General features: G+C 38.5%; 15 protein-coding genes and 1 pseudogene. 7 read left to right on the forward strand and 9 right to left on the reverse strand.

Annotated elements, in window-relative coordinates; translation table 11 throughout:
• Window positions 1–37 precede the first annotated feature (37 nt).
• The 3 genes from Q1K78_RS05300 to Q1K78_RS05310 form a co-directional block, all read right to left on the reverse strand.
• Window positions 38–1,366 (reverse strand): anaerobic C4-dicarboxylate transporter, encoded by a 1,329-nt coding sequence (locus tag Q1K78_RS05300; protein WP_300175166.1) that lies wholly within the window; start codon window positions 1,364–1,366, stop codon window positions 38–40.
• 225 nt (window positions 1,367–1,591) lie between these two features.
• Window positions 1,592–2,530 carry a homoserine O-succinyltransferase gene (gene metA, locus Q1K78_RS05305; protein ID WP_300175168.1) on the reverse strand — a complete coding sequence of 313 codons (939 nt, stop codon included), beginning with the start codon at window positions 2,528–2,530 and terminating at the stop codon, window positions 1,592–1,594.
• A gap of 127 nt (window positions 2,531–2,657) precedes the next feature.
• Window positions 2,658–3,575 (reverse strand): DMT family transporter, encoded by a 918-nt coding sequence (locus tag Q1K78_RS05310; protein WP_300175170.1) that lies wholly within the window; start codon window positions 3,573–3,575, stop codon window positions 2,658–2,660.
• A 308-nt stretch (window positions 3,576–3,883) separates the two neighbouring features.
• Here Q1K78_RS05310 and Q1K78_RS05315 point away from each other — a divergent pair, with 308 nt between their 5' ends.
• The 3 genes from Q1K78_RS05315 to cadC all read left to right on the forward strand — a co-directional run bounded on the left by Q1K78_RS05315 (window position 3,884) and on the right by cadC (window position 6,706).
• Window positions 3,884–4,303 carry a YeeE/YedE family protein gene (locus Q1K78_RS05315; RefSeq protein ID WP_300175201.1) on the forward strand — a complete coding sequence of 140 codons (420 nt, stop codon included), beginning with the start codon at window positions 3,884–3,886 and terminating at the stop codon, window positions 4,301–4,303.
• A 12-nt stretch (window positions 4,304–4,315) separates the two neighbouring features.
• Entirely contained in the window at window positions 4,316–4,747 is a 432-nt protein-coding gene (locus Q1K78_RS05320) for a YeeE/YedE family protein (protein ID WP_300175172.1), read from the forward strand.
• A gap of 411 nt (window positions 4,748–5,158) precedes the next feature.
• On the forward strand, window positions 5,159–6,706 hold the full coding sequence (gene cadC / locus Q1K78_RS05325) for a lysine decarboxylation/transport transcriptional activator CadC (RefSeq protein WP_300175174.1): 1,548 nt from the start codon (window positions 5,159–5,161) through the stop codon (window positions 6,704–6,706).
• Window positions 6,707–6,787: 81 nt separating this feature from the next.
• On the opposite strand, the gene Q1K78_RS05330 is transcribed toward cadC, so the two are convergent.
• The gene (locus Q1K78_RS05330) at window positions 6,788–8,257 is read right to left on the reverse strand and encodes a sodium:alanine symporter family protein (protein ID WP_300175176.1); all 1,470 of its coding nucleotides are present in this window, start codon (window positions 8,255–8,257) and stop codon (window positions 6,788–6,790) included.
• A gap of 655 nt (window positions 8,258–8,912) precedes the next feature.
• On the opposite strand from Q1K78_RS05330, the gene cadB reads away from it, so the two are divergent.
• The 3 genes from cadB (at window position 8,913) to pdxY (ending at window position 13,449) form a co-directional block, all read left to right on the forward strand.
• Window positions 8,913–10,247 (forward strand): cadaverine/lysine antiporter, encoded by a 1,335-nt coding sequence (gene cadB, locus Q1K78_RS05335; RefSeq protein WP_065593958.1) that lies wholly within the window; start codon window positions 8,913–8,915, stop codon window positions 10,245–10,247.
• Window positions 10,248–10,364: 117 nt separating this feature from the next.
• Window positions 10,365–12,503, forward strand: coding sequence for a lysine decarboxylase CadA (locus Q1K78_RS05340; RefSeq protein ID WP_300175179.1), 2,139 nt, complete (start codon window positions 10,365–10,367; stop codon window positions 12,501–12,503).
• A 76-nt stretch (window positions 12,504–12,579) separates the two neighbouring features.
• Window positions 12,580–13,449 carry a pyridoxal kinase PdxY gene (gene pdxY, locus Q1K78_RS05345; RefSeq protein ID WP_300175181.1) on the forward strand — a complete coding sequence of 290 codons (870 nt, stop codon included), beginning with the start codon at window positions 12,580–12,582 and terminating at the stop codon, window positions 13,447–13,449.
• A 91-nt stretch (window positions 13,450–13,540) separates the two neighbouring features.
• On the opposite strand, the gene Q1K78_RS05350 is transcribed toward pdxY, so the two are convergent.
• From Q1K78_RS05350 to Q1K78_RS05365, 4 genes are all read right to left on the reverse strand, one after another.
• Entirely contained in the window at window positions 13,541–13,999 is a 459-nt protein-coding gene (locus tag Q1K78_RS05350; protein ID WP_300175183.1) for an ankyrin repeat domain-containing protein, read from the reverse strand.
• A gap of 93 nt (window positions 14,000–14,092) precedes the next feature.
• Window positions 14,093–15,604 carry a catalase gene (locus Q1K78_RS05355; protein WP_300175185.1) on the reverse strand — a complete coding sequence of 504 codons (1,512 nt, stop codon included), beginning with the start codon at window positions 15,602–15,604 and terminating at the stop codon, window positions 14,093–14,095.
• A gap of 241 nt (window positions 15,605–15,845) precedes the next feature.
• On the reverse strand, window positions 15,846–15,995 hold the full coding sequence (locus tag Q1K78_RS05360) for a hypothetical protein (RefSeq protein ID WP_300175187.1): 150 nt from the start codon (window positions 15,993–15,995) through the stop codon (window positions 15,846–15,848).
• Window positions 15,996–16,417: 422 nt separating this feature from the next.
• Window positions 16,418–16,660, reverse strand: coding sequence for a hypothetical protein (locus Q1K78_RS05365; protein WP_300175189.1), 243 nt, complete (start codon window positions 16,658–16,660; stop codon window positions 16,418–16,420).
• Here Q1K78_RS05365 and Q1K78_RS05370 point away from each other — a divergent pair.
• Window positions 16,651–17,329 (forward strand): annotated as a pseudogene (locus Q1K78_RS05370) (ISAs1 family transposase). The gene Q1K78_RS05365 and the pseudogene Q1K78_RS05370 sit on opposite strands and share 10 nt — an antisense overlap.
• A gap of 57 nt (window positions 17,330–17,386) precedes the next feature.
• Here the strand turns inward: Q1K78_RS05370 and Q1K78_RS05375 are convergent.
• Window positions 17,387–17,620, reverse strand: a complete 234-nt coding sequence (locus Q1K78_RS05375) for a hypothetical protein (protein ID WP_300175191.1) — start codon at window positions 17,618–17,620, stop codon at window positions 17,387–17,389.
• Window positions 17,621–17,867 lie beyond the last annotated feature (247 nt).

Here is a 17,867-nt window from a genome sequence, read left to right on the forward strand (position 1 = left end):
CGCATGGGCTTTTTTATTTTTTAAATGACTATTTTAATTAACCAATTACTATTTGGCCTAATACATAGCCAAGCATACAGGCAGAAATTACACCGATTAACCCCACGGACATAAATGAGTGGTTAAAGTAATATTTACCAATCTTAGTCGTACCTGAGCTATCAAAGTTAACCGTTGCAATGTCTGATGGGTAATTGGGAATGAAGAAATACCCATAAACAGCAGGCATTAAACCAATGACTAAGGCAGGTTCCAATCCTAGAGCAAGACCAACCGGTAACATCATTCGAGCGGTTGCTGCTTGAGAGTTAACCACTACAGATACAATGAATAGCGCTAAAGCGAATGTCCATGGGTGAAGTGTCACCATGTCTACAATCCCTGCTCTAAATTGAGGCATTGCGTATTGGAAATAGGTATCAGACATCCAAGCGATACCGAAGATGGCAATCGCTGCAACCATACCTGATTTAAATACAACACCATTAGGAACGTCACGCGGATCGGTTTTTGTTGCTAATAAAATTACACCACCAAACGCTAGCATCATCATTTGGATTACAACAGACATTTTGATCGGAGCGCCACCTTCAGTGATCGTTCTAACTTCAGGCCACATAGCGATAACAACGATAGAAACAATGGCACCTAAAAAGATAAGTACCGCATTACGCGCTTTAGTTGGTAACTCTTCATCTAAAGAGGTAGAGGTTGTATTTAAGATTTTTTCACGCCAAACAGGATCTTTTAAGCGTGCTTGGTACTCTTCATCATCGTCTAATTCTTTACCACGACGTAAGCTATACAGTGCTAGCATTAACGTACCAAACAAGGTAGAAGGCACCGTTACCATTAAGATCGACATTAAGGTAATTGATGCGTCAATATCGACTAGTTGTGCAAGGTAGTAAACAACCGCAGCAGAAAGAGGAGAGGCGGTTATTGCGATTTGAGAAGCAACAGATGCCGCTGCCATTGGGCGTTCAGGACGAATGCCATTTTTTAATGCGACATCACCAATGATCGGCATGATTGAGTACACAGCATGGCCTGTACCTAACAAAAATGTCATTGCATAAGTAACAAAAGGCGCAATGATAGTGACGCGTTTAGGATTCTTTCTTAAGATCCGTTCGGCCACCTGTAACATATATTTCAAACCACCTGCCGCTTCTAATATTGAAGCACAAGTCACTACCGCTAAAATGATCAGCATTACGGTGACGGGAGGAGAGGTTGGTGGCATTTTGAAGATAAAGACTTCAATCACCAAACCAATACCTGAGACAACCCCTAAACCTATCCCACCAAATCGAGACCCGATATAGAGCACGAGTAATAAAAAGAGAAATTCAAAATACAACATAGAACCACCTGCATTAATGCAATTATAATTAAAATCAACTACAGGCATTAATACCTTATTTTTCATGGGGTTTAATTGAGCAAGTTCTCATTTAGATTGTTGTTGGTTTTATAAATAGAAGCTTGGTTGATCTGAATTAAATGAAGGGACGGTTTCTATTAAAAAATAAAGAAATGGGTTCTAGCTATCAGATTGTAATAAAGGTTTTGTGCTTTAGGTTAGGCATTAATCTCGAGTAAAGTTTTGCTCTGAGAAGTGGTCAAGATCGTACGGTGTTTGCTGGTAAACACAGTAATTAAGCCAGTTAGAAAACAGCAAATGTCCATGACTGCGCCATGTCGCTTTAGGTGGTATCTCTGGATCATCATCTGGGTAGTAATTGAGAGGAATAGTAGGCTCCATTCCTTCACCTAAATCACGAACGTACTCATGATGTAGAGTGAATGAATCATACTCAGGGTGACCCGTGACAAACACATTTCGCTTATCTTTTGTTGAAGCAAGGTATACACCTGCTTGTTCAGATGTGGCTAGAATATCCAGATCAGTGTGTTCATTCAGATAATCTGCGGAGAAATCAGCGTAACGAGAATGAGGAGCTAAAAACTGATCATCAAAACCACGTAAAATAGGGTGGTGTTGATCAAGATTATTATGTTGATATACCCCAGATAATTTCTCTTTACGGGTGCGTTTTGGTAAATCGTATAAAAGTTTTAAACCTGCTTGAGCAGCCCAACAAACATAAAGGCTTGAGGTTACATGATCTTTTGCCCAGGTCATGATGGTTTGTAAGTGATCCCAATAAATTACATCTTCAAATTGCACTAAACCTAATGGAGCGCCAGTGATGATCAGCCCATCAAAGTTACGATTTTTAATGCCTTCAAATTGACGATAAAAGGTATCTAAATGCTCTGTTGGGGTATTTTTACTGGTGCGATTATCAATGCGTAATAGCTCAACATCCACTTGTAATGGGCTATTAGAAAGTAAGCGTAAAAATTGAGTTTCTGTTTCGATCTTTTTTGGCATCAAATTTAAAATGATGACTTTAAGAGGTCGAATGGCTTGCGTGGTGGCACGAGACTCTTGCATGATAAAGATATTCTCTTCACGCAAGACTTCAGCAGCAGGGAGTTGGTCTGGTATTTTTATCGGCACAACTTATCCTTAAGTTATTTTAATTTGTAGCGTTCTATACGTCCATACTCCTAAACTACCTTATTATGAATAGTGTGTCGATACAAGAAAGGGCACCAACGTGCCCTTTTCTTTTTCTTTGATGTAATTACGCTGACTTATCGCGCATTTTAAATAAATTTAATGAAAGTTTATTTCGTGGAAGCTTGGCCAGTAAAATGCCACTAAGCAGTGGGATTAACAGCATTAATGATTGTTCTGAAATCACAGTGCCAGAGGTAAGCGCCGATAGGCTTAAAGCCACTAATGGGAAAATTAAGAAACAGATTGAAGCTGCAAATGGCGTTGAGATCTGACCTAATTTGAAATAAGCAACAATGCCACCGACACTAGCAAATACACCTAAATAACTAACAGCAATAAGTGACGATGATGAAAATGATTGCACATCTACGTTTTCAAATGCAAATGAAGTAATAAACAGCAATAGTGAAGCTATAAAGCTAGGTATTGCGTTGTAAGTGATAACTTGAATATCTTTGCAGTGTTTTTGAACCATGACGTACATTATGGCATGAATAACGACTGCCAAGGCTAACGCTGCTGAACCTATCAATAAATTATTCCCCCCAATACTCAGTTCATTCGATAAGATAAGATACAAACTCCCTACCGAAATAAAGAGACCCGCAAATTGGTGGGGTGATAGTCGAAGCCCTAAAAATAGCGTTGATGTGATCATAACGGCAATTGGCATGTTAGCAAAAATGATAGATGCTAGACCTGAAGAAATATACATCTCACCAGCAATCATTAAGGTAAATGGAATTGCGAAATAGAAAACAGCGACAATAACCATCCATTTATTTTTTCCTTTTGGAAAGAACAAGGGTTGATTAAATATCTTCGAGAGTAAAATTAAAATGGGTGAGGCAATAAGGAAACGTAAAGCTGTCGAAAAAATGGGTGGAATACTGGCTACTGCGATTTCCATGGCAAGCCATGTTGTGCCCCAAATAAAGCATACAGAGCAAAAAAGAAGTAGTGATAGATATTTGTTATTCATATGCTGTTCCTTTGTGTATTATTGAAGGTTATGTTTTTTGCTTTTAATTACAATGAGTTAGATGTGTGTAATATACGTGCTTCATGAGAGAATAACTTACTCATTTATGTCTTATAATTACTGCTATAGAGAAAAAAATTCTCTGCTGAAGGGGTAATTGAGAACTTCTATTTGGTGGAAGGTTCTTTTTTGTATTAGTAATAACTAAATTCATCGTTGTTAAATTAGTAGTTGCTAAATAACTATTGACTAATATTCCTGCTTTAGTATGCTTATTGTCTATTTATTGATGAAGACAGAGGTCTATGATGAGCGTAGCAATTCCATGGGAATCGTTATTTGGCGGTATGCTGTTAGGTGTATCTGCGACCTTATTGCTTTTACTTAACGGTAAAATTGCAGGAATAAGTGGGGTACTTACCGGATTAATGACACCGAAAAATCGAGATTACGCATGGCGATGGTTGTTCGTATTTGGCATGGTCAGTGGTGGGGTATTCGGTGTGTATTTCTTAGGGGCTGAAGTGCCAAAAGAATATGCAGCTACAACCAGCATGCTTATTGTTGCCGGGTTATTGGTGGGGATTGGTACTCGTTTAGGTAATGGTTGTACGAGTGGTCATGGGATTTGTGGTATTGGACGCTTATCCGTTCGCTCAATGGTAGCCACTGCGGTATTTATGTTTGTTGCTGCGGTAACCGTGTTTTTTCGATTACATGTACTTTAATAAGGGCTGGTTATGAATAATGTATTGTTTCGTTTAGTTGCTCTTATTTCTGGTCTTCTATTTGGTCTAGGTATGGTGATATCTGGCATGGCTGACCCTGTAAAAGTGATTGGCTTTTTAGATGTTGCTGGTAACTGGGACCCAAGTTTAATGTTCGTAATGGGCGGGGCATTATTCGTCTTTATGCCTGCCTATTTCTTATTAATTAAATCAAAAACAAAGCCACTGAATGCGGAAACGTTTTGTTTATCGACCAACAAAAAAATTGATACAAAATTGCTATCAGGCGCAGCCATCTTTGGTTTAGGTTGGGGGATTGCAGGTATTTGTCCTGGCCCTGCGGTATCGAGTCTCGGGCTTGGTAACGGTGATGTCGTTTATTTCTTAATTGCCATGATGATAGGGTTAGGAAGTACTCACTTTATTCTTAATAAAAAACAGTAACTATTATAAAGAGCAAGGCACATTAAATTAAAAATACGCTATTGAGTGATATATTATTTGTGTTTTTAGTTTTATTTATGTTGCATTCATAAATCACAGTTTCTATTAATATTAAAAACAAGATTGTTAATGTAGAGAATGAAAAGTTAATGTTATTAGGCGGGCGTCACGGTTTTTATTTAATACTTACTATTCAATTTGTTACGGTTGGTTTTATGATGTTTCTTATCTGTAAGTTCACACTGGATCCTAAGATTTCATTTTTGATAAGGGAATGATATATCCATGAATAAATAGTTTATTTATAATCGCCACCTATTTCATAAATAGTTTATATATTAAGCATGAATCTTTATTTTTGACATGTCCAAACTATTTATATTAATGACGATTTAACACAATGAGTATCTTATGGTCGGATTATGTTTTCAAATTAATGACTGGACCCTTGTCATTGAAGAAAATAAATTATATCGCCAAGATAGGGAAGTCTCAGTTGAGCCACGTTTAGTTAATTTACTGCGTTTTCTTGCTCAACATTCAGGTGAAGTTTTTTGTCGTGATGAACTAATTAAGCACGTCTGGGATGGTGCATTCGTTACCGACCAAGTAGTCACTCAATCTATTTTTGAGTTACGTAAAATTTTAAGAGATGGTCGTTTAGATAATGCAAGATACCTTGTGACCGTACCAAAACGCGGCTATAAGTTAGTTGCTGATACCAAGTTAATTAATTTTGAAGAGACGGAATTTTTGAAACCTAACGATAAGGAGAGAAAACCCGATCTTTCTTTTCCATCAGGTCCTTTAACACGAGCAATGACAACTATTTCGAAAGATGTCGAGAAAGAAAAAAGCAAACAAGGAGCCGGATTCAACTCATTTCACCGTTGGAAGCTGCTCGCTTTTGATGCTTTTTTGGTGTGTATATTAATTGTCGTGATTGTGGCTACAACGTATCAAAAATCAGAAACTCATATTACGAAAGCTATTGATACGGATTTAATTGAATTTAGCTATCATGAAAGTCGAAATCAAAGAGATGATACTGAGTTTTTAGCCGATGGGATCAGTCAAAAGTTAATGGCAGATTTAGCTAGTATTGGTCATTATCGTGTTCAACTGAATAAAACGTCATTTACTACGGGGATCTTACCTGGAAAGGCTGTCAATGTTCGAGTGGAAGAGCAGCAAAATAAAACGTATTTAGATATTGAATATCGCAGTAATACTTCAAATAAAGTACTGTTTAGCCGTCAATATCGAATGACAACATCGAATCTTGAGAATGTATTGCGTCAATCCTCTTTGGATTTAATGAAAGCGTTAGGCGTTTCTGTCTCTACAGATCAAATGGATGGTTTAATGCAGGGATTACCTCAAGAGGAAGGGTTACTTGAGATGTTAATTCAGGCGAATCATTACATCAATCAACCTGATCCTAAACTTTTTGAACAAGGCATTCGATTATTAGAAAAAATTTCAGCCGCAGAGCCTGATAACACGTATGTATTGGCTGAGTTATATATTGCGTATAATGCGTTTTCAGCACTGAATCCAGAGCTTGAGCTTAATGATAATACGGTAAAAATTGATAATTTAAGCCAAGAGTTAGTCGACAAATATTCGTTATTAAGCGAAGAGCGATTACCGACCCGTTTTTATGAAGCGTTAGCGATGAATGCAATTAAACAAGATAATAAAGAAGAAGCACAACAATACCTTAAACAGGCTTTTGAGTGCAGAGAATCGGCTTTTTCTTATATTCTTCAAGGTAAGCTGTTTGAGTTAAATGGCAATTTAGACAGTGCAGGGGATGCCTACAGTCGAGCATTTTTTATGGATACATCTTTAGAAACTTATATGCTTAGCGAAAATATCGCGTTTTACAGCGATTTAGAAACGGTGGCGTATTTTATGTATCGTGCTGTGAATCCAAGTGAAGTTCGCTTGATGTAATCGTTACTGTTATCGGAAAATAAAAAAGCCCGTCGTGGAAAATACGGCGGGCTTTTTTTATTTATGATTTAGAGAAAACGTTTATGCTTTCTTTTTCTTTGGGTGCCATGCACCTTCTAAATCATCAAGTTCAGGGAACTTAGTACGATCAAACTCTGGCGTTTTACCCTCTTTAAGTTGAATCTCGTAATCTTTAATGATCTTGATAGCCAGCTTAGAAAGAAGGATTAAAGCAATAATATTGATTAATGCCATCATCCCCATAGAAGCATCCGCGAGGCTCCATACCACAGGTAAAGAAGCCACAGAACCAAACATTACCATTCCAAGAACACACAGACGGAAACCAAATAGGCCCTTTTTCGAGTTACCATTCAAGAACATTACGTTAGTTTCAGCGTAGCTGTAGTTCGCAATAATAGACGTAAAGCAGAACAACAGGATAGCCAATGCCATAAAGTAGCTTGTCCAACCGCCTAACTCATTGGTTAGCGCTTGTTGAAGAAGGCTTATACCTGTAGCAGCATCTGGTTGGTCCATCACACCAGAAAGCATAATCATTGCCGCTGAAGCCGTACAGATAACGATGGTATCGACAAACACACCTAGCATTTGCACAAAACCTTGTGATGCAGGGTGGTTAGGGTTTGGTGTAGCACTTGCTGCGATGTTAGCCGCAGAGCCCATACCCGCTTCGTTTGAGAATAAACCACGAGCGATACCTGATTGCATAGCTTGCGCGATAGTATAAGCAACACCACCAGCAGCGGCTTCTTGCCAACCGAACGCGCTCTTAACGATAAGCGTTAATACTGCTGGAACTTCAGTAATGTTCATTACTACGATGATTAATGCAATAGCAAGATAACCAATCGCCATTACAGGAACAATTTTAGATGATGCAGTAGCTACACGACGTAACCCACCCATAATGAAGAAAGCAGATACAGCAACAATGACAACACCCATGATGGTTTTATCAAAACCAAATGAGTGATTTAACGCGTCAGTAATTGTGTTTGCTTGAACAGCATTAAAGACCAAACCAAATGCGATGATTAAGAAGATAGAGAAAAGCGTACCCATCCAACGTTGACCAAGGCCTTTCTCCATGTAATAAGCTGGGCCGCCACGGTATTGACCGTCAACGTCTTTCACTTTGTACACTTGCGCTAGTGTTGATTCAATGAATGCTGTCGCCATACCAAATAGAGCAATCACCCACATCCAGAAGATAGCACCAGGGCCACCCACCGTTAATGCCACTGCCACACCTGCCATGTTACCCGTTCCCACGCGAGCTGCCATAGAGGTACAAAATACTTGATAAGAGCTGATGCCGTTTTCGATTTCTTGGCCGCTGCGTAAGATTTTAACTGAATGTCCAAGTTGGCGAAGCTGAATAAAGCCAAGACGTACTGTGAAGTAAACCCCCACACCAACAAGAAGGTAAACGAGAACTTGACCCCAAAGAAGGCCATTGATCACACCAATAACGGACATCAATGCCTCGTTTATTGACTCAATTAGCGGTAAATCTGTGTTTGTCATGAAATTTCCTTATTATTAATCGTTAATTTATTTTTCTTAAATAATGGATAACGAAACGCCAATCTTTAAGAAATATAAGTAACTTTGTTATAAAGTTGTATAAAATATCGTTTGCTAAGGATTCGCGGCGATTAATATAGTTCAGTCAGCTTTGTATAGTCAATAATAATGAAACAATATGTCGTACTTTTTTTACGAATAAACATAATTATTTACAACATTTCGTTTTCATTTTTCTTTCTTTTATTATTTTTGTATTCAACAAGGAAAATGGCAGCAAGCTTGACATAACGGAGAGATAAACCTTTTCCTTTCTCGGTAAATATTTCAAAGTTGATAACTTTATCTTTTTTGTTTTTTATCATTTTTCTAAATTGAAAATAATTAACTTAATGATAATTAAGTATTTTTTAAATTGTAGTTTGCGTTTTTTACTTTGCACCCTTATTTTTTTTATCATTATTTTATTGATAATTTTATCCTTATTTTTTTTCCATTCTTTGGGCGTAACCTTCATCTCAACATTCAAGCGAGATGTTGTTTATTTACCCCGATAGAGTTTGCATGACCTGTCCAGATAACACCTTGCCCCTTTAAATAAATAATTTCGTATTACGGGCTTAAATTGGTCCATTCGATAATTCCTGGAGATGTTATGGAATCGAATACAAAGAAAATTGGCTTAATAGCCTGTACGGGTGTTGTTGCCGGCAACATGATGGGGAGTGGTATTGCACTATTACCTTCTTCATTAGCAGCGGTTGGTTCAGTATCAATTTTTAGTTGGATTATCTGTTTAGTTGGTGCATTAAGTTTGGCGTTTGTTTTTGCCCGCTTAGCAACAAAGAATCCACAAGAAGGTGGCCCTATTGCTTATGCTGGTGAAGTATCTCCTGTATTTGGTTTCCAAACGGGTGTTCTTTACTACCACGCAAACTGGATTGGTAACTTAGCAATCGCCATTACTGGTGTTTCTTACTTATCTGTTTTCTTCCCTGCTTTGAATGACCCTATCCCTGCGGCTGCCGCGACGATTGCATCAGTATGGTTATTTACCCTAGTTAACTTACTAGGTGGTAGCTGGGTTAGTCGTCTTTGTACATTAGGTTTAGGTCTTATCCTTATTCCGGTTGTTGGTACAGGGGTTGCTGGTTGGACTCACTTCGATCCTGCTTTATATAGCCAAAACTGGAATGTCTCTTCAGGTACAAGTAGCCACGCTGTTATTAGTGCTGTGCTTATCTGTTTATGGTCGTTTGTTGGTGTTGAATCAGCAGCGGTATCATCTGGTATGGTTAAAAACCCAAAACGCACGGTTCCTTTAGCAACAATGCTTGGTACTGCGATTGCGGGTGTGATTTATATCCTATCAACTCAAGTAATCAGCGGTATGTTCCCAGCAGCAGAAGTGGCAGCATCAGGCGCACCATTTGCAATGGCGACCACTGAAATCTTCGGTAGTTGGTCAGCGCCATTTGTTGCTGCATTTACTGCTTTAGCATGTTTCACATCACTAGGTTCTTGGATGATGTTGGTTGGTGAAGCCGGTAAGCGTGCTGCTCACGATGGTAACTTCCCTAAAATTTACGGTGAAGTTGATAAAAACGGTGTAGCGAAAAAAGGCCTTGTACTTGCGTCGCTAAAAATGACAGCGCTAATGATTGTATTGACCGTATTCAGCTCTCAATCAGCACATACTGCTGACTTATTTAATCAGTTAACGACTGATGCCGTACTACTAACAATGCTTCCTTACTTCTATTCAAGCATTAACTTAATTCGATTTGAAGGTATGACAACACGCAGTGGCTTCACCATGTTCTTCTCTGGTATTGCTTGTGTGTTCTGCATGATTGCTCTTGCTGGTGCAGAAGGCGCAACACTGACTGCAACCTTTATCGTGTCACTTGTTATCTTAATGTTCTACGCAAAAAAAATGGGCTTGAAACAATCTGAGCAACACATCAGCACTGAAGCTACTGCCCATTAATATCACTCGATAGCGTGAACACGTAACGCTACCAACTTAATAAATTTACCCTCAGGCGCTCCACTACCTCACCATCAAAAAGATGGGGAGCGCCTTGTTTCGTCTTGGAGATATAAAATGAATATTTTTGCTATCCTAAACCACTCAGGTGTTTTCTTTAAAGAAGAGCCAGTACGCGAATTACATGCTTCTTTAGAAAAAGCAGGCTACAAAGTAGTTTACCCAGTAGACGCGCAAGATTTATACAAAATGGTCGAAATGAACCCACGAATTTGTGGTGTGTTATTTGATTGGGATAAATACTCACTAGACCTATGTACTGAAATTAATACCCTGAATGAAAAATTGCCTTTGTACGCGTTTGCAAACCAACATTCAACATTAGACATTTCATTAACTGATTTACGTCTAAATCTTCATTTCTTCGAATATGCCCTAGACATGGCTGACGATATCGCGTTGAAAATCAATCAAGCGACCGAAGAATATAAAGACCAAATCATGCCTCCTTTTACTAAAGCGTTATTTAAATACGTTGAAGAAGGTAAATATACATTCTGTACTCCGGGTCACATGGGCGGCACCGCTTTCCAAAAAAGCCCTGCAGGCAGCATCTTCTATGATTTCTACGGTCCAAACGCATTTAAAGCGGATGTATCAATCTCAATGCCTGAACTAGGTTCATTACTTGATCACTCAGGTCCTCATAAAGAAGCAGAAGAGTACATCGCTCGTACTTTTAATGCGGACAGCTCTTACATCGTAACGAACGGTACGTCTACCTCAAACAAAATTGTAGGTATGTTCTCTGCACCAGCAGGCAGCACTGTACTTATTGACCGTAACTGCCATAAATCTCTGACTCACATGATGATGATGAGTGATGTAACGCCTATTTACTTCCGTCCAACGCGTAACGCTTACGGCATCTTAGGTGGTATTCCACAAAGTGAATTCACTCGTGAAGTGATTGAGCAAAAAGTAGCAGCAACACCAAACGCAACAATGCCGGGTTATGCAGTTATTACTAACTCAACTTACGATGGTCTGTTGTACAACACTCAATACATCAAAGAAACGCTAGAAACTAAATTCATTCACTTCGATAGTGCTTGGGTTCCTTACACTAACTTTAACTCTATTTACGAAGGTAAATGTGGTATGAGTGGTGAAGCGATGCCAGGTAAAGTGTTCTATGAAACACAATCAACTCATAAATTATTGGCTGCGTTCTCTCAAGCATCAATGATCCATGTGAAAGGTGAGTTTGATAAAGAATCTTTCAACGAAGCCTTCATGATGCACACATCAACATCACCTCAATACGGTATTGTTGCATCAACAGAAATTGCTGCGGCGATGATGCGCGGTAATACAGGTAAGAAACTGATCCAAGACTCTATTGACCGTGCGATTCGTTTCCGTAAAGAGATCAAACGTCTAGAAAGTGAAAGTGACAGCTGGTTCTTCGATGTATGGCAACCAGAAAATATCGATACAACAGAATGTTGGAAACTGGATCCTAAAGATACATGGCATGGTTTTAAAGACATCGATGATGACCACATGTACCTTGATCCAATTAAAGTAACGCTATTAACTCCAGGAATGAACGAAAATAGCGAAATGAGTGAAACAGGTATCCCTGCTTCTATCGTTGCTAAATACTTAGATGAACACGGTATCGTAGTAGAGAAAACAGGTCCATATAACCTATTATTCTTGTTCTCTATCGGTATTGATAAATCAAAAGCAATGCAATTACTGCGTGCGTTAACTGACTTTAAACGTGGTTATGATCTAAACTTAACAGTGAAAAACTTCTTACCTTCACTGTACAACGAAGATCCAAGCTTCTACGAAGGCATGCGCATTCAAGAATTGGCACAAGGCATTCACGACCTTACTCGTAAATACCGTTTACCTGAATTGATGTTCAAAGCGTTTGATGTATTACCTGAACTAAAAGTAACGCCGCACGCAGCATGGCAAGAAGAGCTACGCGGCAATGTGGAAGAAGTGAAACTGGAAGAAATGGTTGGTCGCGTAAGTGCCAATATGATCCTTCCTTATCCTCCAGGTGTTCCACTAATACTTCCTGGTGAAATGGTAACAACAGAATCTCGTCCAGTACTTGATTTCTTAGAGATGCTATGTGCAATCGGCGCTCATTATCCAGGTTTTGAAACGGATATTCACGGTGTATATGCTCAAAAAGATGGCAGTTACACAGTGAAAGTATTAAAAGAAGATTAAGCCCTAGGGTTTTAAAGGATTATCGTTTATTTTAGGGCACGGAAGCCCTTACTCTATTTTAAATTATGGTGATGTTATGAAACGTATTCTTTCCATTCAGTCTCATGTGGTATTTGGTTGTGCAGGCAACAGTGCAGCGGTTTTTCCAATGCGAAGAATGGGAATGGAAGTGTGGCCAATTAACACGGTACAGTTTTCAAATCACACACAATATTTACAAGGCTGGAAAGGCATCGCTATGCCTGCGGGCCATATTTCAGAATTAGTTGATGGTCTATCAGCAATTGAAGCAACAAAAGTCTGTGATGCGGTATTAAGTGGTTACTTAGGATCAGCAGCACAAGGCCAAGAAATTATTACGGCTGTTAAAAAAATCAAACAAGACAATCCAAACGCGATTTACTTTTGTGATCCGGTAATGGGACATCCTGAGAAAGGGTGCATCGTTGCACCAGAAGTTGAAGTGTTTTTTAAAGAATCGGCATTAGCTTCAGCAGATATTATTGCACCAAATTTACTTGAGTTAGAAAGTTTATCTGGCATGACTATTAATACCTTAGATCAAGTGATTGAAGCGAATAATCAACTGCTTGAAAAAGGCGTTAAGATGGTAGTGGTAAAACACTTGAGTCGTGCGGGAATTCAAAAAGATCGTTTTGAAATGCTATTAACCACCAAAGACGGCAGTTACCACGTTTCTCGTCCTTTATATGACTTTGATGCAAAGCGTCAGCCAGTAGGGGCAGGGGATTTAATCAGTGGTGTGATGCTGGCCAATTTGATGGCAGGCTATGCGCCAATTGAAGCATTTGAGCGTACCAATGCTGCGGTTGATTCTGTGATGAAAGAAACCTTCAATCGTGGAGCGTATGAGTTACAGCTTATCGCGTCACAAGAACAATTTAATGCGCCAAATATTACGGTAAAAGCGACGAAAGTAGCGTAATCCGTCATCATTCACAATGAATAGAAAATGCAAAGCCCTTTAATCCCTATCGTCAGTGATTAAAGGGCTTTTTTATTGTGTTGATTTCTTTTTAATTATTGAATAGATCAGATTGACCATAGAGGTGTGTAAATTCTTGTAGTGTTAAACCTGCATTATTTTTAATACTTTCAGAGCAGTTGATCTTATATAGACGTTTCGCTATCGAAAACTCACCTTTTATTATGGCTCCCATGATTGCTGTATTCCCTCGTTTATCTTGTAAGCATGCATTAGCGCCTTTTTCTAACAGTAATTCGATGGACGACTGGTGTCCATAATAGGCGGCGGTCATTAATGCGGTATAACTTTTACTGTTGACTTGGTTTACAGGAAAACCCGCATTTAAAAATGTAGATAAAACGTCATCATTACCCGTTCTGGCTGCGGCAAAGTAAAGGGTAATTAATTCTTGATAATCTTCGTTGGTGGTTTGTTCTTTTTCTGTGGCAAAACCAGACAAAGGCAATAATAAAAATATCAGATAAAAATAAGCGATGCTTTTTTTCATAGGGTTATCCTTGACGTTATTTTTAATAAAGTGGTTCGCAGGGCTCTCATTTCTGGGCAGAAAAGAGTCGTTATTCCCTGCGAACCAAAGCTTTTACATCGAGGCTAATTGGATAACTTGTTTTATATTTCCGTTTGTCGCTTTCGTTAGTTGAGTGCCATACTCTTTATCTGCACGATAGAAATAACTCAGCATTGTTGCTTTGACATGTTCATCGTTAACTCGGCCCAAATCCGCAGCAAGGTTGGAGATTAAATCTTTTTTATCTTGTTTATTTAAGCTTCGATAAAATTCACCGGCTTGATAAAAGTTTCTTTGTTGGGTAATCGCTTTTTGTTGAACGTGACCACTAAGAGGTGTTTGTATTGTTTTATATTGTGGGTCTTCAGCTAAATCTAAGTGATTACTTGGTTCATAATTAATATCTGAGTTCATATTTGCGGTATTACCACGGCCATCTTGGTTATGGTTATACACCGTTGTTTTCGGTTTATTAATAGGAAGTTGAAATAGATTGACCCCTAAACGGTATAATTGAGTGTCAGAATAAGCAAATAAACGACCTTGTAACAGTCTGTCTTCAGACGGTTCAATTCCTGGAATTAAATTGGATGGTGAAAAGGCAGACTGCTCCGTTTCCAAAAAGAAATTATCAGGAACTTTATTTAATGTCATTGTTCCGACTTTCTTTTCTGGGACATTAAGCCACATTTTTGTTGCATCTAAGCCGTTATAATCTAAAGAATTTAGCTCGTTTGGAGAAAGTATTTTTACAAATAGATCCCATTTTGGATAATTACCAAGATCAATTTGAGAATAGAGGTCATTGGTTAAATGGTTAAAATCTTTACCTTGAACAGCCATTACTTCATTTGGACGAAGGCTTTTTATTCCTTGTTGACTCTTCCAGTGGAACTTAACGTAGTTCACCTCTCCTGATTGATTGATCCATTTATAAGCATGGACACCAAATCCATCCATCTCTCGATAGGTCGCGGGTGTACCGAGGTTGCTGTAAACCCAACTTAGCATATGAGTACTGCTAGGTTCTTGGCTGAAAAAGTCAAAAAATCGGTTTGGATCTTGAATGTTGGTCACTGGTGATGGTTTTAGTGAGTGAACCATATCTGGAAACTTAATCGAATCACGAATAAAAAATACGGGTAAATTATTACCGACTAAATCCCAATTTCCTTGTTCAGTATAAAATTTGGTTGCAAAACCTCGAGGATCTCTGAGGGTTTCTGGTGATCCTTTTGAGTGAATGACACTTGAAAAGCGAACAAATACGGGGGTTTCTTTTCCTGTTTGAGCAAAAGGAGGTGATGCCGTTAAATGACTAAAATCAGCACTCGATACAAAGTTACCGTGCGCACCAGTTCCACGAGGGTGGACAACTCGTTCTGGGATACGCTCTCGTGCAAAACGCTGTAATTTTTGGATAAGCTGAACATCTTGCAACAATACGCTGCCATGTTCCCCCGCGGTTATTGAATTTTGATTATCACCAACTGGGGCTCCATTATCTCGGGTTAACGTTTGTGCTTGAATCGACGTAGTTGTTAAACCTAGTGTTATATATAACAATTTTTTTTGTATTGTCATGATTGTTTTCCAATGCCTGATAAAACTCTTTTCTGCCCTAGGAAAATATATAACAAAAAGAAAATTTAACTTAACTGAAAATACCTATTAATTTAATAGATGAAACTTATTGAACTATATCATTATAAATTAACTTTCTTGTTACCTTGAAGAGATATGGTATCGTCTTCCTTTATGATTGCTAAGCAATATCATTTAAAAATTGAAGACGTTCTTCCTCTTGTTCTGACATTTGATAGGGCTAATCAGTTAAGCTTGACGTATTAAATGACGAAATAGAAAAAACCGCTTCTTTACTCGGCCCATAACGTGTTTTTTCTCCTGGAAAACCCGACATTCTTTCTACTGTGATATTTCGTAATTCAAACTCAGTAGCGTAATTTTTAAGCACTGAATGATGTGCTTTTAGCTCAAATACGGTATTGCCCTGAGAGAACCTCCATTTATTGATTAAAGAAGCGATAGGCCTGCCATCGATTTGAAATAAATTAGTTCTAATTCGGTAATTTCCTGATTATTTCACGTCAACATTCAGCGGTAATATAATATCGCTTCCAGTTGAATAGGGAGGTTGAATTGAATTAACGTAAGCCATTGGGTCTGAAAATTGAATATCAGTAGTGAGTGTATATTTTCCATCTAAAAAGGAGGTCACCGCTTTAATTTTAATCTATTGAGGCCACTTTTTTTGAGGTGTAAACTCAATAACTAAGTATTGTGTATAGTGAGTTGTGAGGGGTTTTCGAGTTTCTGGATCTAATAACTCATACTCGATATGGTCAACCGCTAGATCTGAATTAAGTGTGATGGTAATTAATTCTGGATAATCAAATCGATATTTAAAGAGAGAGAAGTGGTATGAGGACCATCTAATACAGATATGTTAACTTCATTGAAGTGATTGGGTTTAAGATAATTTTTATTATTAGAACTCAGTGGCGTTGAGTAAGAAGGATAAACAATATCATCGGTATAAGCTTTAGATAATAAGGCAAACTGTTTGGTTAATTCTTGCGGTAAAACCTGCTGTACGTCATCTTTTTTTTGTGGATGCAAAGGTGCTATTTTTGTTTGGTCTAATTATTTTTTTAGCGGTTCTCTATGCGCGGTGATCGCGGGTGCTAAAGGCTGGTTTGACATTCGCGAGTACATTCAAGGTCATCACAATTGGTTTAAAAAAACGACATGTTCATTGAAGATATTCCCGCTGACGATACTATCGCTCGGATCATATCAACGATAGAGCCAGAGCAGTTTCACCGCTGTTTTTTGAACTGGATGCAATCGGTACATATCTTAACAAATGGTCAAGTGATTGCAATCGATGGTAAAACGCTTCGCGGCTCATACAACCGAGAAGATAGAGCCAGCACAATCCATATGATCAATGCTTACGCCTCTTCGAATAAACTGGTACTCGGGCAGCTAAAACTGGTCAAAAGAGCAACGAAATTACGGCCATTCCCGAACTTCTAAAGATGCTGGACTTACGTGGTGCTCTTGTGACAATCGATGCATTGGGTACTTGATGTCAGCATGAGCGAAGATGCCTGCCAGATCTACAAAGACAACGGCGCGGAAAACGTGTCTTACTTGCGTCACATGGCTCTCAATATGCTTAGGGCTGAGCCGACGAAGGTGAGCATCGTCGGAAAACAAAAGCGTTGCTTAATGAATACATCAATGTTGGAAAAGATGTTAATTGCAGGGTTATCTAAAAACTGAACACTCATGCGGTTGCCTTGACTAACAGCGCACCAATAAATAAAAAAATTTTATTCATCACAATAAATTACGAACCAATTCTGACATGGTTTTATTCTTTGAATTGTCAACATAACGATAAGTATTTCCGCTTAACCAGTAAGTAAAATCAGTCGTATTTACTTTAATGATAGTGCCATCAAGCAGTGTTTTCTGTTGGCTTATTACTGTAACTTTGCCTTGATTTTTTGTGCCTATTAATTCGCTATGACTGTAATTATCTCCCATTAGTAATGGATAATGATAAGGCATAAAATTAGTTACCGCTTCAGGTTGAGTCGCTACTTCTCCATCAAAAGCGAGAGTCGTTGAACAGCTTGCAAATGAGCCAGATTGACTTGACCCACAGGAACAGTGGCTTGCTACAACACCATCGTCTTTACCAAGTGCAGCTAAGCTAGGAAAAGAAGCTATAGCAATAATGAATAAAAATAGACGTGAAAGGGCGTTGTTGACTAAATCAGGGAACCTTTCGTAAATCTTGTGATCAGATCATTAT

It is taken from the genome of uncultured Aliivibrio sp., assembly GCF_946479765.1.
Taxonomy (GTDB): Bacteria; Pseudomonadota; Gammaproteobacteria; order Enterobacterales; family Vibrionaceae; genus Aliivibrio.

Coding starts and splice junctions, on each gene's coding strand:
- Q1K78_RS05300 (WP_300175166.1), bottom strand. CDS start 1,366: ATGTTGTATTTTGAATTTCTCTTTTTATTACTCGTGCTCTATATCGGG.
- Q1K78_RS05320 (WP_300175172.1), top strand. CDS start 4,316: ATGAATAATGTATTGTTTCGTTTAGTTGCTCTTATTTCTGGTCTTCTA.
- Q1K78_RS05315 (WP_300175201.1), top strand. CDS start 3,884: ATGAGCGTAGCAATTCCATGGGAATCGTTATTTGGCGGTATGCTGTTA.
- pdxY (WP_300175181.1), top strand. CDS start 12,580: ATGAAACGTATTCTTTCCATTCAGTCTCATGTGGTATTTGGTTGTGCA.
- cadB (WP_065593958.1), top strand. CDS start 8,913: ATGGAATCGAATACAAAGAAAATTGGCTTAATAGCCTGTACGGGTGTT.
- Q1K78_RS05340 (WP_300175179.1), top strand. CDS start 10,365: ATGAATATTTTTGCTATCCTAAACCACTCAGGTGTTTTCTTTAAAGAA.
- Q1K78_RS05355 (WP_300175185.1), bottom strand. CDS start 15,604: ATGACAATACAAAAAAAATTGTTATATATAACACTAGGTTTAACAACT.
- cadC (WP_300175174.1), top strand. CDS start 5,159: ATGGTCGGATTATGTTTTCAAATTAATGACTGGACCCTTGTCATTGAA.
- Q1K78_RS05350 (WP_300175183.1), bottom strand. CDS start 13,999: ATGAAAAAAAGCATCGCTTATTTTTATCTGATATTTTTATTATTGCCT.
- Q1K78_RS05310 (WP_300175170.1), bottom strand. CDS start 3,575: ATGAATAACAAATATCTATCACTACTTCTTTTTTGCTCTGTATGCTTT.
- Q1K78_RS05330 (WP_300175176.1), bottom strand. CDS start 8,257: ATGACAAACACAGATTTACCGCTAATTGAGTCAATAAACGAGGCATTG.
- Q1K78_RS05375 (WP_300175191.1), bottom strand. CDS start 17,620: ATGCCTTATCATTATCCATTACTAATGGGAGATAATTACAGTCATAGC.